This is a genomic window from Ectothiorhodospira shaposhnikovii (assembly GCF_016584105.1).
Taxonomy (GTDB): domain Bacteria; phylum Pseudomonadota; class Gammaproteobacteria; order Ectothiorhodospirales; family Ectothiorhodospiraceae; genus Ectothiorhodospira; species Ectothiorhodospira shaposhnikovii.
Map to the genome: position 1 here is coordinate 81,963 of NZ_NRSM01000003.1, position 13,185 is coordinate 95,147.

The 13,185-nt window shown below is 62.3% G+C and carries 14 protein-coding genes; 11 read left to right on the forward strand and 3 right to left on the reverse strand.

Going from position 1 to position 13,185, the window contains the following annotated elements; translation table 11 throughout:
* Nucleotides 1-95: 95 nt before the first annotated feature.
* From sfsA to lolD, 3 genes are all read left to right on the forward strand, one after another.
* On the forward strand, nucleotides 96-824 hold the full coding sequence (gene sfsA / locus CKO35_RS02705; protein WP_200172352.1) for a DNA/RNA nuclease SfsA: 729 nt from the start codon (nucleotides 96-98) through the stop codon (nucleotides 822-824).
* 78 nt (nucleotides 825-902) lie between these two features.
* Nucleotides 903-2,150 (forward strand): lipoprotein-releasing ABC transporter permease subunit, encoded by a 1,248-nt coding sequence (locus CKO35_RS02710; RefSeq protein ID WP_200172354.1) that lies wholly within the window; start codon nucleotides 903-905, stop codon nucleotides 2,148-2,150.
* 13 nt (nucleotides 2,151-2,163) lie between these two features.
* Entirely contained in the window at nucleotides 2,164-2,886 is a 723-nt protein-coding gene (gene lolD, locus CKO35_RS02715) for a lipoprotein-releasing ABC transporter ATP-binding protein LolD (RefSeq protein WP_200172356.1), read from the forward strand.
* Nucleotides 2,887-2,986: 100 nt separating this feature from the next.
* On the opposite strand, the gene CKO35_RS02720 is transcribed toward lolD, so the two are convergent.
* Complete coding sequence (locus CKO35_RS02720) at nucleotides 2,987-3,547, reverse strand: DUF2062 domain-containing protein (RefSeq protein WP_200172358.1); 561 nt, start codon at nucleotides 3,545-3,547, stop codon at nucleotides 2,987-2,989.
* A gap of 89 nt (nucleotides 3,548-3,636) precedes the next feature.
* Between CKO35_RS02720 and CKO35_RS02725 the strand changes: the two genes are divergently transcribed.
* A complete protein-coding gene (locus CKO35_RS02725) occupies nucleotides 3,637-5,931 on the forward strand; it encodes a DNA internalization-related competence protein ComEC/Rec2 (RefSeq protein WP_200172360.1) in 2,295 nt (764 codons plus the stop codon).
* A 133-nt stretch (nucleotides 5,932-6,064) separates the two neighbouring features.
* Complete coding sequence (locus CKO35_RS02730; RefSeq protein WP_200172362.1) at nucleotides 6,065-6,688, forward strand: LysE family translocator; 624 nt, start codon at nucleotides 6,065-6,067, stop codon at nucleotides 6,686-6,688.
* Here the strand turns inward: CKO35_RS02730 and CKO35_RS02735 are convergent.
* Nucleotides 6,683-7,156 carry an acyl-CoA thioesterase gene (locus CKO35_RS02735; protein WP_242466978.1) on the reverse strand — a complete coding sequence of 158 codons (474 nt, stop codon included), beginning with the start codon at nucleotides 7,154-7,156 and terminating at the stop codon, nucleotides 6,683-6,685. The two genes, CKO35_RS02730 and CKO35_RS02735, sit on opposite strands and share 6 nt — an antisense overlap.
* A 366-nt stretch (nucleotides 7,157-7,522) precedes the next feature.
* On the opposite strand from CKO35_RS02735, the gene CKO35_RS02740 reads away from it, so the two are divergent.
* Genes CKO35_RS02740 through kdsB form a run of 6 tightly spaced genes read left to right on the forward strand, consistent with a single transcriptional unit; the run spans nucleotide 7,523 to nucleotide 12,384 of the window.
* A complete protein-coding gene (locus CKO35_RS02740; protein ID WP_200172364.1) occupies nucleotides 7,523-8,155 on the forward strand; it encodes a MotA/TolQ/ExbB proton channel family protein in 633 nt (210 codons plus the stop codon).
* Nucleotides 8,152-8,571: an ExbD/TolR family protein gene (locus CKO35_RS02745; protein WP_200172366.1), complete on the forward strand. Its 420-nt coding sequence runs from the start codon at nucleotides 8,152-8,154 to the stop codon at nucleotides 8,569-8,571. The genes CKO35_RS02740 and CKO35_RS02745 overlap by 4 nt, the downstream gene beginning before the upstream one ends.
* A complete protein-coding gene (msbA, locus tag CKO35_RS02750) occupies nucleotides 8,568-10,358 on the forward strand; it encodes a lipid A export permease/ATP-binding protein MsbA (protein ID WP_200172368.1) in 1,791 nt (596 codons plus the stop codon). Before CKO35_RS02745 ends, msbA begins: the two co-directional genes overlap by 4 nt.
* A 10-nt stretch (nucleotides 10,359-10,368) precedes the next feature.
* Nucleotides 10,369-11,376 carry a tetraacyldisaccharide 4'-kinase gene (lpxK, locus tag CKO35_RS02755; protein WP_420870732.1) on the forward strand — a complete coding sequence of 336 codons (1,008 nt, stop codon included), beginning with the start codon at nucleotides 10,369-10,371 and terminating at the stop codon, nucleotides 11,374-11,376.
* A gap of 7 nt (nucleotides 11,377-11,383) precedes the next feature.
* The gene (locus CKO35_RS02760; RefSeq protein WP_200172372.1) at nucleotides 11,384-11,578 is read left to right on the forward strand and encodes a Trm112 family protein; all 195 of its coding nucleotides are present in this window, start codon (nucleotides 11,384-11,386) and stop codon (nucleotides 11,576-11,578) included.
* Nucleotides 11,579-11,625: 47 nt separating this feature from the next.
* Nucleotides 11,626-12,384 carry a 3-deoxy-manno-octulosonate cytidylyltransferase gene (kdsB, locus tag CKO35_RS02765; protein ID WP_200172374.1) on the forward strand — a complete coding sequence of 253 codons (759 nt, stop codon included), beginning with the start codon at nucleotides 11,626-11,628 and terminating at the stop codon, nucleotides 12,382-12,384.
* A 31-nt stretch (nucleotides 12,385-12,415) separates the two neighbouring features.
* On the opposite strand, the gene CKO35_RS02770 is transcribed toward kdsB, so the two are convergent.
* Nucleotides 12,416-13,120 carry a C39 family peptidase gene (locus tag CKO35_RS02770; RefSeq protein WP_200172376.1) on the reverse strand — a complete coding sequence of 235 codons (705 nt, stop codon included), beginning with the start codon at nucleotides 13,118-13,120 and terminating at the stop codon, nucleotides 12,416-12,418.
* Nucleotides 13,121-13,185: the final 65 nt, after the last annotated feature.

Here is a 13,185-nt window from a genome sequence, read left to right on the forward strand (position 1 = left end):
CCAAAATGGTGTCATGTGTCTGAATATAGCATCGCATCCAGGGCGAGAAAACACCGCCTGATTCCGCTCGTTCCCCCTCTGAGGCCCTCTGTCCGATGATCTTTGCCCAGCCCCTGATATCCGGTGTGTTACAGCGTCGCTACAAGCGTTTCCTGGCGGATGTTCTCATGGATGATGGGGAGGTGATCACCGCCCATTGCCCGAATACCGGCTCCATGATGGGCTGCATGGAGCCGGGGTCGCGTGTCTGGCTCAGTCATTCCGATGGGGCCACGCGGAAATATCCCCATACCTGGGAACTGGTGGAGGCTGACGGGGTTCTTGTAGGTATTCATACGGGCCGCGCCAATGCCCTGGTGGAGGAAGCCATTCGGGCAGGAAGAGTGCCGGAATTGTCCGGTTTCAATACGTTGCGTCGCGAAGTGAAATACGGGCGGCATAACAGCCGCATCGACCTGTTGCTGGATCCGGGAGGTGTGGAGTGTTTCGTGGAGGTGAAGAATGTCACCGCGGCAGTGCGGGGCGGTGTCGCACTTTTTCCGGATGCGGTTTCCACTCGTGCCAGCAAGCATCTTCAGGAGTTGATCGCCATGGTGGAAGAAGGCTATCGGGCCGCCCTCGTGTTTTGTGTGCAGCGTGAGGATGTTTCCCGGGTCCGTCCTGCAGACACCATTGATCCAGCTTATGGGGAATGGTTGCGGCGGGCCCATGATGCTGGTGTGATGGTGCTGGCTTTGGGAGCACGGGTATCACCGCGAGGGATAGAGCTTACCCGCCGCCTTGAGGTGGATCTGTCGTTTCAGGGGCGGGAACCTCACTGCTGAAGGATTTTGTGACGCAGTCCTCACGTCTTCTTCGGAAGATCATTATGATTCCATCCTTTCCTGTGATTTAATCCGCGCATGTTTCGACCCCTTGAGATATTTGTCGGCCTTCGCTATACCCGTGCCAAGCGCCGCAATCACTTCATTTCCTTCATCTCCCTCATTTCCATGCTGGGGATCGCCTTGGGCGTGACCGCGCTGATCACGGTGCTGTCGGTGATGAACGGGTTTGAAAAGGAGCTGCGTGAACGCATTCTGGGCATGGCCTCACACGCCACCATTGCCGATTTCGATGGTCGACTGCGCCACTGGCCCGAGGTGATGGCCCAGGTGGAAGGGACTGGCCGGGTCGTGGGCGTGGCGCCTTTCGTGGAAGCGGAAGGCATGTTTTCCAGTGGTCGGCAGGTCAGCGGCGCCATGATTCGCGGCGTGGTTCCCGATCTGGAATCCCGGGTCTCCCGGGTGGGTGAACATATCATTCTCGGTAGCATGGATGAGTTGCAGCCGGGACGCTTCGGTGTGGTGCTGGGACGGGAACTGGCCCTGGCCCTGGGTGTGGGCGTGGGCGACAAGGTGACGTTGATCACCCCCAAGGCGGCGGTGACCCCCGTGGGCGTACTGCCCCGCATGCGTCGCCTGGATGTGGTGGGGATATTCGAGGTGGGCATGTTCGAATATGACCGAAGCAGCGCCTTCATTCACCTTGATGATGCCCGGCAGATTTACCAGATGGATGATGCCATCACGGGCCTGCGTCTGAGGCTGGATGACATGATGCGGGCACCGCTGATTGCCCGTCAGGTGGCTTCCGAACTGGAGGGGCGGTTCTGGGTCAATGACTGGACCCGCCAGCACGCCAACTTCTTCCGCGCCGTGCAGACGGAAAAGACCGTCATGTTCATCATTTTATCCCTGATCGTGGCGGTGGCAGCCTTCAATATCGTCTCCACTCTGGTGATGGTGGTGATCGACAAGCAGTCGGACATTGCCATCCTGCGCACTTTGGGGATGACGCCGTTCTCGGTGATGCTGGTCTTCATGGTTCAGGGTACGCTGATTGGTGTGGTCGGCACGGTGTTTGGGGTGATCGGTGGGATCTCGCTGGCCTTGAACGTGGAAACCATCGTCCCCGCCATCGAATCCCTGTTGGGACTGAAGTTCCTGTCGCCGGATGTGTATTACATTTCCGACCTGCCGTCCGACCTGAAACTGAGCGACGTCACCCGGATCGGTCTGCTGGCTTTCGGTCTGACGGTGATCGCCACCCTGTATCCGGCCTGGCGGGCTTCCCGCACCCAGCCGGCGGATGCCCTACGGTACGAGTAGCGGGAGAACGCGCATGGTGGATTGGCAGTTCGAGAACAACGGCCCGGTCATTCAATGCCAGGGCCTTGGCAAGACATTCGATGAAGGTGGGCTCAAGGTCGATGTCCTGCGTGCCATCGATTTGCAGGTACAGCCTGGGGAAAAGGTGGCCATTGTCGGTGCTTCCGGCAGTGGCAAGAGTACCCTGCTGCATCTGCTGGGGGGGCTGGATCTGCCTACCCAGGGGAATGTGACTATCTGTGGTCAGGATGTGGCGCAGCTCTCCGATGCCCGGCGGGGCATGTTGCGCAATCGGCATCTGGGTTTCATTTATCAGTTCCATCATCTGTTGCCGGAGTTCACGGCATTGGAAAACGTGGCCATGCCATTGCTTATCCGTGGTGAAAACCCGGGCATGGCCGCGGATCGTGCCGGTAGCCTGCTGGAACGGGTGGGACTGACCAATCGCGTATCCCACAAGCCCGGCGAATTGTCCGGGGGTGAGCGTCAGCGGGCGGCCATTGCCCGGGCGCTGATCACCGAGCCCCATGCGGTGCTGGCTGACGAGCCTACGGGCAATCTGGACCGAGGGCGGGCGGAGGAGATATTTCAACTCATGCTGCGCCTGAACCGTCAGCTTCGAACTGCTTTCGTGGTGGTGACCCATGATCTGCACCTCGCCGAGCGCATGGACCGGATCATGATGCTGGAAGAGGGGCGGCTTCGGCCCCTGCGCCGGACGCCCGCACCTGCGTAGGCGGGTTCCCGGGATTATCATGGACTGAGGAGCCTGGGCTCCCGCTTTGGCGGGAGTGACGGCAGGGACCCTCGGGGGTGGGGACTTTTTCAGTACCGCCCTATGGATCGGTGGGAGGCGATGAGGATTCCCGGCGGCGGCCGAGCCCGGGCAGGCGTCGCCGCTTGAGGTCCAGGCGCCGCACGATGTGGAAGCGCCACAGCAGCCGTATCGTGACGTATCCCGTCAGTCCGGCGATCACGCTCATCACCAGACTGCCCAGAAGCAGCGGTTTCCAGATCATCACCAACTCCCCGGTGAACCAGGACAGGTTCAACTCAAAGGGAAACCCCCGCCGCGGTTCCCCCATCAGGAACCGCCCGATGGTGTAGGCGACATAGTAGATGGGGGCCATGGTGAGGGGGTTGCTGATCCAGACCAGCAGCACGGAAATGGGCAGGTTCACCCGCACAATGATCGCCAGGGCTGCCGCGGTGAGCATTTGGGCCGGAATGGGCAGAAAGGCCACAAACAGGCCGACGCCGAAGGCCCCGGCTACGGAGCGTCGGTTCAGATGCCACAGGTTCGGGTCATTGAGTACCGCGCCGAAAAAGCGCAGGGATTCATGCTCCCGTACTTTGTGGTAGGTTGGAAACAGGCTCTTGATGAGCTTTTTTGCCATGGATTCTTGCACGGTTCGGGGGGCCACGGTCCGGCGGCGGATGCCTCGGGCGGGCCGCCCATTATGGATGCTTTTCCAGGGAGCGGAAGATGCAAAGCCAGGCCTTGGCGTTTCTTCTCGGGGTGGCGGTACTCCATAGCCTTCCCCGATTGCCCGCGCTTGCGTGGGTCGTTGTCTGCCTGGCCGTGCCCCTATTCTACAGATTCATGCCGTTGGCGCGATGGCCGGCCATCGCCCTGTTGGGCTTTTCATGGGCCTTGATGCATACCCATCTGGTGACCGGTCCATGGTTGCCGACAGGGCTCTCGGGGCAGGACATGACCCTGGTCGGGGTGGTGGACTCCCTGCCGGAAGCACTGGATCGCGGGGTTCGCTTCGGCTTTCGGGTCGAAGGCCGGGCGGACGGCAATCACGACCCGGCGGAGAGGCTGCCCCGGCGGGTACGGGTGGCCTGGTACGGGCATCCCCCCGAACTGGTGCCGGGGGAACGCTGGCAACTGACCCTGCGTCTGCGTCGGCCCACGGGATTTCGCAATCCCGGTGGTTTCGATTACGAGGGCTGGCTGTTTCGCCAGGGTTACGGCGCCACTGCCTATGTGCGCGAGCCGGACTCGGCACGGCGGCTCGGCATGGATGAACGTCCGACCCACCGGTTGAACCGCATACGGGCTGATCTGGTCGAGCGGATGGGACAGGCGCTGGACGAACGACCCTACGTCGGGACCCTGCAGGCACTGGCCGTTGGGGACCGTTCCGGTATCGCGCCGGAGCAGTGGACCACCCTGATCGATACCGGAACCAATCACCTGATGGCCATCTCCGGTCTGCATGTGGGCCTGATGGCGGGGATGGGCTATGGCCTGATGCTCTGGGGCTGGCGACGGGTGCCGGCGCTGGCGGTGCGACTGCCCGCCCAGCGAGCGGCGGTGATCGGCGCCCTGATCTGTGCCGCCGGTTATGCGGCCCTGGCCGGGTTTGCCATCCCCACCCAACGGGCCCTGGCCATGCTCGTGGTGGCCTTGGGGGCCCTGTGGCTTGGGCGCGTGGCCCGGCCGGGTCGGACCCTGGCGCTGGCGCTACTGGTAGTCCTGGTTCTGGACCCCCGGGCGGTGCTGGATGCCGGTTTCTGGCTCTCCTTCGCCGCCGTGGGGGTGATCCTGTATGCCATGACGGGGCGATTGCAAAGACCCCGCGGTATCAGGGCGGTACTGCGGATCCAGTGGGTGGCAGGGGTGGGGCTGCTGCCCCTGACCCTGGTCATGTTCCAGCATGGGTCGCTGGTTTCCCCGCTGGCCAACCTGGTGGCGGTGCCCTGGGTCAGCGTGGTGGTTGTCCCCCTCACCCTGGGCGGTGTGTTGCTGGCCCCGCTGATCCCCTGGGCCGCGCAGTGGTGCTGGCTGGTGGCCCATCTGGCGGTCAGCCTCCTGTGGCCGCTGCTGGAGCACATGGGGTCATGGCCCTGGTCCCTGTGGCAGGCGGCGCCACCGTTCTGGACCCTGTGGCCGGCCCTGCTGGGTTTGGCCCTGATCCTGGCGCCCCGGGCCCTGCCTGCCCGTTGGTTGGGGGGGCTTTTGCTGTTGCCCATGCTCTGGCCGGTCAGGCCATCACTGCAGCCGGGGGAGTTCCGGCTCACCGTGCTGGATGTGGGGCAGGGGCTGGCCACGGTGGTGCAGACCCGGGACCATACCCTGGTCTACGATACGGGCCCGCGCTTCAGTCCACGCTTTGATGCCGGATCGGCGGCGGTGGTGCCCTATCTGCGGCACGAGGGACGGGGGCGGGTGGACCGGCTGGTGGTCAGCCACGGCGACAACGATCATATCGGCGGCGCCCAGTCCGTTCTGGACAGCCTTCCGGTGGGCGAGGTGCTGAGCCGTTCTCCGGACCGCCTGGCCCATGCCCTGAGCCGGGAATGTCTGCGGGGTGAGACCTGGCAATGGGACGGGGTGACGTTCCGCATGCTGCATCCTCCGCCGGGCTGGGGGGATGACAATGCCTCTTCCTGCGTGCTTCATGTGAGCGGCCTCGGCGGTTCAGTGTTGCTGCCCGGGGATGTGGAGCATCTGGGAGAGGCCGTGCTGGTGCGTGGTGAAGGGGAGGGGTTGGCCGCAGACGTGTTGCTGCTGCCTCACCATGGTTCGCGCACGTCCTCGTCGGAGGCCCTGCTGGACCGGGTTTCACCCCGGTTGGCCCTGGTGAGCACCGGTTTTGAAAACCGTCTGGGGCATCCCCACCAGGAAGTTCTTGATCGGCTCGGAGCCCGGGGCATTGTGCTGCTGGACCCTGCCCATGAAGGTGCCCTGCGGGTGGACTTCGTGCCGGGGGAGGGGGTGGTTGTTCAACCGGGCCACCGTCACGTGGCCCGTCGCCACTGGCACCGCTGAGGGCTGGCACGTCATTTCTGCGGGCACGTCATTCCCCCTCAAGGGGGGATCCGGCAGATGGCGGTTGGCCGACGCGTCATTCCCGCGCAAGCGGGAATCCATTGATCGAATACAGAAACAAAAAGGTAAATTGATGATCACCAGCCTGAGTACCGGGATGATCCTGGGATTTTCCGCCGGCATGGCGCCCGGCCCACTGCTGGCCCTGGTGATCTCCGAAACCCTGCAACATGGCGCCCGCGCCGGGATCAAGGTGGCCCTGGCACCGGTGCTGACGGATCTTCCCATCATTCTGCTGACCCTGTTCGTCCTCAGCCGGCTTTCCGGACTGGACACCCTGCTGGGCCTGATTTCCCTGGGAGGTGGGGTGTTTCTGTGCTATCTGGCCTGGCAGGGCCTGACGTTTTCCGGCAGTCCCATGGGACCGGAGACGGCCCCCCGGGAACGGTCGCTGCGGAAGGCGGTGCTGGTCAATGTCCTGAGCCCTCACCCTTACCTGTTCTGGCTGACCGTGGGAGGCCCGCTCACGACCAGGGCGCTGGAGCAGGCATGGTTTGCCGCGGCAGCCTTCATCGGCAGCTTTTATCTGCTGTTGGTGGGGGCGAAGATGGGTATTGCCGTGCTGGTGGGGCGGTCGAGACACCTGCTCTCCGGCAGACCCTACATCTACACCATGCGGGCCCTGGGCGGGATGCTGTTGGTGTTGGCCCTGCTGTTGCTCCACGAAGGCTGGGAGATGATTACCGTCGTTTCATGAGGTCGGTGCCGGCCGGTATTGCTGACGGATCTGCTCATGCCGGCGTTCGATCTCCTGACGCAGTTCCCGGCGCATGGCGGCATTCTCGTATCGGCGGCGTTCGGTGGGCGTCTCGATCTGCAGCGGGGGAACCCGGACCGGGCGACCGTTGCCATCCACCGCCACCATGGTGAAATAGGAGGTCATGGCATGGCGGCTCTGGTGAAGGATGATGTCTTCCGCAATCACCCGGATACCCACTTCCATGGAGGTCTTGCCGGTGTAATTCACCGAGGCCATGAACGTTACCAGTTCCCCCACCCGAAGGGGTTCGCGGAAAAAGACCTGATCCACCGACAGGGTGACCACATAGTTGTTGGAGTAACGGGCCGCGCAGGCATAGGCGGCCTGGTCCAGAAGACGCAGTGTGGCTCCGCCATGGACATGCCCGGAAAAATTGGCCATGTCCGGAGTCATCAATATGCTCATGGTGAGGGTTTTCTGTTGTTTTTCCATATTCGTCATGTTGCAGCCTTGAAGACCCAAAAGAAACACCGAACGAGTCCGCCATCGTCACTCCTCGCCCGGGAGGGGGAATGATCATCCGGTGACTGGATTCCCGCTTGTGCGGGAATGACGGGTTCAGGTTATCCCGGGGAGCGACAGGGGATGTTTCCGTTGATGGCCCGGATGAATGTGTCGTGTTTGTGACGATTTGTCAGGTTTGTCCGCTTGCGGATAAGTACGATCCGTGGCGCAGCGGGGTTGTTCCGTCCAGCCTTTTCCTTCTCGCCCACATTTCAAGTATCATGCCCAACGCCTTTATTTCCCAAACAAACCCAAGGTATCGAAGTCGTGTTTGAACTGGTCAAAGCCGGTGGCTGGCTGATGTTGCCCATCATCGCATGTTCGGTGATTGCGCTCGCCATCGTGATTGAACGCTTCTGGACCTTGCGTCGGCGTCGGGTCATTCCTCCTCAGCTCGTGGTGCAGATCTGGCAGTGGATTCAGGCCGGGGAAATGAACGATGCACGGATTCGCACTCTGCGGGAAGGCTCGCCTCTGGGCCGTATCCTGGCGACCGGGCTGGTGAATCGGCGCAGCTCCCGGGAAGTCATGAAGGAAACCATCGAGGAAACCGGCCGTCGCGTGGCCCATGAGCTGGAACGCTTTCTCAATACCCTGGGTACCATCGCCGCCATCACCCCGCTACTGGGGCTGCTGGGGACTGTCGTCGGCATGATACAGGTGTTTTCCGTCATCACGGCGGTGGGGGTGGGTAGCCCCGGTGAACTGGCCGCCGGTATCTCCCAGGCGCTGATCACCACGGCAGCGGGGATTTCCGTGGCCATTCCCGCCATGATCTTCCATCGCTATTTCCGCGGTCGCGTGGACGAGCTGGTGCTGGATATGGAGCAGGAGGCCATCAAGCTGGTGGAAGTGCTCAAGGGCGAACGGGTGGCCGCGCCCCGGGTGAAGCCGTCTTGAATTTCCGTCGTCGACAGACCGAGGAGATCGGGGTCAATCTCACCCCCCTGATCGACGTGGTGTTCCTGCTGCTGATCTTTTTCATGGTCTCCACCACCTTCGATCGCCATTCCGTGCTGGAGCTGGAACTGCCCCGGGCCGAGTCTACGGAGCAGGAGACTCCCCCCCGCGCGCTGGATCTGATGATCGATGCCCAGGGACGCTATTTCCTGGATGGGGCCGAGCTGGTCAACACCCGTCCCGAGACCCTGCGGGCGGCACTGATGGAATTCCTCGGTGGCCGGGAAGATGTTCCCCTGGTGATCCGGGCCGATGCCCGTACCCCGCACCAGTCCGTGGTTACCGCCATGGACGTGGCCGGGCGTCTCGGGGTGTCCCGTGTGTCCATCGCCACCCTGGGTGGTGAGCCGGAATGAGTCGTGCCTCACTGCCTGGGCCACCCCAGTATCAGATCCCGGGTGTGGAGGTCTATCGCCGACTCCTGTCCCATTCCCTGAAATACTGGCCCTATCTGCTGGTGGCCCTGGTGACCATGCTCATCACCGCCGCCACCGAAACCGGCTTTGCCGCCCTCATGCGGCCCCTGATGGACGGCAGTTTCGTGGACCGGGATCCGGATGCCATCCGCTGGATTCCCCTGGCCATCATCGGCATCTTCTTCATCCGCGGTGTGGCGGAGTTCCTGTCCAACTACACCATGAAGTGGGTGGGTCGGCAGGTGGTGAAGGAATTGCGCGGGCGCATGTTCCGGCATCTTTTGCAGATGCCCGTATCCTATTTCGACCGCAATGCCGGCGGTCAGCTCATCTCCCGTCTGACCTACAACGTGGAACAGGTGGCGGCGGCCTCCACCGACAGCATCACCATCCTGATCCGGGATACGGTCACGGTCCTGGGTCTGCTGGGCTGGATGCTGTATCTGAACTGGAAGCTCACCCTGGCGGTGCTCATCGTGGCGCCGGCGGTGGCCTTCGCGGTGGACCGGGTGACCCGTCGATTCCGCAAGATCAGCCGCCGCATCCAGGCTTCCATGGGAGATGTGACCCATGTGGCGGGCGAGGTGATGGACGGCAACCGGGTGGTCAAGATCTTCGGCGGCGAGCACTACGAGCAATCCCGCTTCGACGAGATCAACGAACGTAACCGCCGCCTGCACATGAAGATGGTGGCTACCCAGGCCAGCAACCTGCCCATCATCCAGTTCTTCGTCGCTATCGCCCTGGCCCTGATCGTGTGGATCGCCACCCATGAGTCCCTGCTGCAGGATGTATCGGTGGGGACCTTCGTGTCCTTCATCACCGCCATGCTGCTGTTGCTGACCCCCATCCGCCGTCTGGTGAACGTCAATGCCATGCTGCAGAAGGGCATCGCCGCCGGACAGAACATCTTCGGTCTGCTGGACGAGCCCCTGGAGCAGGACCAGGGCACCCGGTCCCTTGATCGGTCCCGGGGGGAGATCCGGTTGCGGGATGTGAGCTTCAGCTACGATGCCGCCAAGGGGGAAGTGCTGCGCCAGATTGATCTTGACGTGGCCCCGGGAGAAACCGTGGCCCTGGTGGGCCGTTCCGGCAGCGGCAAGACCACCCTGGTCAACCTGCTGCCCCGCTTCTATGAACCCCAGCGGGGCGAGGTGTTGCTGGATGGGGTGGACATTCGCCAGTACCGCCTGGCGGATCTGCGTCGCCAGATCGCTTATGTGGGTCAGCACGTGACCCTGTTCAACGACACCATCGCCAACAACATCGCCTACGGCAGCCAGGTGGACCCGTCCGATGAGCGCCGGATCCTGGAGGCGGCGGAGGCGGCCCAGGCCATGGAGTTCATCCGTCGTCTGCCCGAAGGACTCAACACCCTGGTGGGGGATAACGGGGTCCTGCTCTCCGGTGGTCAGCGCCAGCGCCTGGCCATCGCCCGGGCCCTGCTCAAGGATGCTCCCATCCTGATCCTGGACGAGGCCACCTCGGCCCTGGACACGGAGGCAGAACGGCACATCCAGAAGGCGCTGGAGCTCCTGCTGCAAAATCGCACCACCCTGGTCATCGCCCACCGTCTGTCCACGGTGGAAAAGGCCGATCGTATCGTGGTGATGCAGGAGGGATGTATCCTCGAAACCGGTACCCATCGTGACCTGCTGGCCCGGGGCGGTATGTATGCCCACCTGCATCGCCTGCAGTTCAATGACGACGGGATGGACCAGGCTTGATACAGGGGGCGTGCAGCCGGTGAAATCCCTGGATCAATACTGGAACGACCGTAACCCGGTCGCCCTGGCCCTCTATCCGCTATCGTTGCTCTATACCGCCGTGGTCCTGCTCAACCGGGCCCGTCATCATCATCGCAATCGCTACCGTTCCCGGCTGCCGGTGCGGGCTGTGATCGTGGTGGGCAACCTGACCGTGGGGGGGACCGGCAAGACCCCCATGGTGGTCTGGCTCTGCGGTCTGCTCAAGGATCACGGTTATCGCCCCGGGGTGGTCAGCCGGGGGTATGGCGGTCAGGCCCGGCACTGGCCCCAGGCGGTGACGCCCGAGAGTGATCCGGCCCTGGTGGGGGATGAGCCAGTGCTGATCGCCATACGCAGCGGTTGCCCGGTCTATGTGGACCCGGATCGCAACCGGGCGGCGCGGGCATTGCTGGCGGCCCATGACTGCGACATCATCGTGGCCGACGACGGTCTGCAGCATCATGCCCTTGAGCGGGATCTGGAGATCGTGATGGTGGATGGGCAAAGACGCTTCGGCAATGGCCTGTGTCTGCCCGCCGGTCCTTTGCGCGAGCCGCTGGGTCGGCTGAATGAGTCGGATTTCGTGGTGGTCAATGGCCCGGCCCTGCCCGGCGAGCGTGCTCTGCAACTCATCGGTCGCATGGCGCTGTCGGTGCGCCAGCCGGAGCAGGTCATGCCCCTTGATACACTCTCCGGCCGGTGGGTCCATGCGCTGGCGGGCATCGGCCATCCACCCCGTTTTTTTGACATGCTCACGGCGGCCGGCCTGGAGGTGATCCCCCATCCCTTTCCGGATCATCATCCCTACACGGTGGATGAGATACGCTTTGATGACGGACTTCCGGTACTGATGACCGAGAAGGATGCCGTAAAATGCCGGGGCATCGCCGGCCCCGAACACTGGTTCGTACCCGTCAGCGCCGTGCCCGAGCCGGCCCTGGCATCGGCAATACTGCGCGCGGTCCAGGCCCTGGATCGCCTTCACAGCTTGAGGTAATGGAACGATGGATAAACGCCTGCTCGATATTCTGGTCTGCCCGGTCACCAAGGGCCCCCTGATCCATGACAAGGACCGGGGTGAACTCATCTCCCGCAGTGCCCGTCTGGCCTATCCCATCCGTGACGACATCCCGGTGATGCTGGAGGACGAGGCCCGTCGGCTGACGGAAGAAGAAGTGGAGAAATGGAAGGACAAGTGATCCGTCACGGATCATCCATGGCTGCAGTCACAGGGGAGAGGTACTGAATGTCCTTCAAGGTGGTCATCCCGGCCCGTTACGGTTCCACGCGTCTGCCCGGCAAGCCGCTGGTGGACCTGGCGGGCAAGCCCATGGTGCAACATGTCTGGGAACGTGCCCAGGCCAGCGGGGCTGAAGAAGTCATACTGGCCACGGATGACAGCAGGGTTGAGGCCACCGCCCGGACTTTCGGAGCCCGGGTCTGCCTGACGTCCGTCCACCATGCTTCCGGCAGCGACCGAATCGCGGAAGTGGCGGCGAGGATGGACTGGCCCGATGACGCCATCGTGGTGAATTTGCAGGGAGATGAACCCCTGACGCCCCCTTGCATCGTGCGCCAGGTGGCCGAGAACCTGGCAACCCATCCCGAGGCCGTGATTGCCACCCTGTGTACCCCCATTACCCGGGCGGCCCAGCTCTATGATCCCCATACCGTGAAGGTGGTGCGGGATGCCCGGAATTTTGCCCTTTATTTCAGCCGTGCCCCCATCCCCTGGGAACGTGATGCCCTGGACATGGAAGTATCACCGGCTCTGCAGGTCTGCCAGCGTCACATCGGCATGTATGCCTACCGGGTGGGGTATCTGAAGCGCTTTACCCGCATGGAGAGCTGCGCCCTGGAACGGATCGAGAGCCTGGAGCAGTTGCGGGCCCTCTATCAGGGGGCCAGGATTCACGTGGACGTGGCCCTGGAAACCCCGCCGGCGGGGGTGGACACCCCGGAGGATGTGGAGCGTGTATCCATGGTATTGAAACAGGCAGGATAGGTACTGTCTTTGCTTCTGACTGGCCCTCATGTCAGGGAGATGATCTGAAGATCAGTTGATTAACGGCTTGGGCACTCTGACGTTCGGGGGTGCGCGTGAAAAAATCCTTCTGCATGGAGTCCTCCCCGCCAAGAGGTAAAATTGCCAGAAACTTGCCTGACAGTTCAGGGTGTTGCGGGTGGTCATGGCGCGTCTCCCACATGGCCAGGAACTGACTCCGACTGAAGGTGCGGTTGCCCAGACTGGGATCTGAAAGCCATACCACGTCATCGCTGATACCGCGCAATACCGAGAAGTGATCGTCCTTGCGGTGCTTCAGGTAGACCACCACAGGTATCCGTAAACTGGTCATTTGTTTCCAGCTTGCTGCAAATCCTTGTGCCTTGAAACCGAATTGTGGCAGCGCCTGCTGCATGTCTTCGAAGCTTGCTCGCCCATCGCCCTTATTCATGGCTTTGAGCAGATCTATTTCGGTCAGGTTTTGACCGTAGAATTCGTTCAGCAGGGTGGCCAGTGATGCTGCTCCACAGGAATAGTCCAGTTCCTGTTTGACGATCCTGTCATCCCGAAGCTGTTTCCAGCTTCTGACCGCTATGGTACCCATGGTTGAGTGAGTGCTGAGTAATACACCCGAGAACTCTTCGAATGGTATTCCGTCCGCATGCAAGGCACCACACCACCACAGAGCTGTTGTCAGTATGCAGCAAAGGTTGGATTTTTTGATTGTTGGGGTCATTTCAAATGATTTGATCTGAGTTTGCGGCCTGGGGGGGTTCTGAACAAGCTATTTTTTCGAATGCG

Bases quoted from the DNA above. Each gene is read 5' to 3' on its own strand.
- CKO35_RS02760 (WP_200172372.1), top strand. From the start codon at position 11,384: ATGGATAAACGCCTGCTCGATATTCTGGTCTGCCCGGTCACCAAGGGC.
- lolD (WP_200172356.1), top strand. From the start codon at position 2,164: ATGGTGGATTGGCAGTTCGAGAACAACGGCCCGGTCATTCAATGCCAG.
- sfsA (WP_200172352.1), top strand. From the start codon at position 96: ATGATCTTTGCCCAGCCCCTGATATCCGGTGTGTTACAGCGTCGCTAC.
- CKO35_RS02710 (WP_200172354.1), top strand. From the start codon at position 903: ATGTTTCGACCCCTTGAGATATTTGTCGGCCTTCGCTATACCCGTGCC.
- CKO35_RS02720 (WP_200172358.1), bottom strand. From the start codon at position 3,547: ATGGCAAAAAAGCTCATCAAGAGCCTGTTTCCAACCTACCACAAAGTA.
- CKO35_RS02770 (WP_200172376.1), bottom strand. From the start codon at position 13,120: ATGACCCCAACAATCAAAAAATCCAACCTTTGCTGCATACTGACAACA.
- CKO35_RS02725 (WP_200172360.1), top strand. From the start codon at position 3,637: ATGCAAAGCCAGGCCTTGGCGTTTCTTCTCGGGGTGGCGGTACTCCAT.
- msbA (WP_200172368.1), top strand. From the start codon at position 8,568: ATGAGTCGTGCCTCACTGCCTGGGCCACCCCAGTATCAGATCCCGGGT.
- CKO35_RS02735 (WP_242466978.1), bottom strand. From the start codon at position 7,156: ATGAGCATATTGATGACTCCGGACATGGCCAATTTTTCCGGGCATGTC.
- CKO35_RS02730 (WP_200172362.1), top strand. From the start codon at position 6,065: ATGATCACCAGCCTGAGTACCGGGATGATCCTGGGATTTTCCGCCGGC.
- kdsB (WP_200172374.1), top strand. From the start codon at position 11,626: ATGTCCTTCAAGGTGGTCATCCCGGCCCGTTACGGTTCCACGCGTCTG.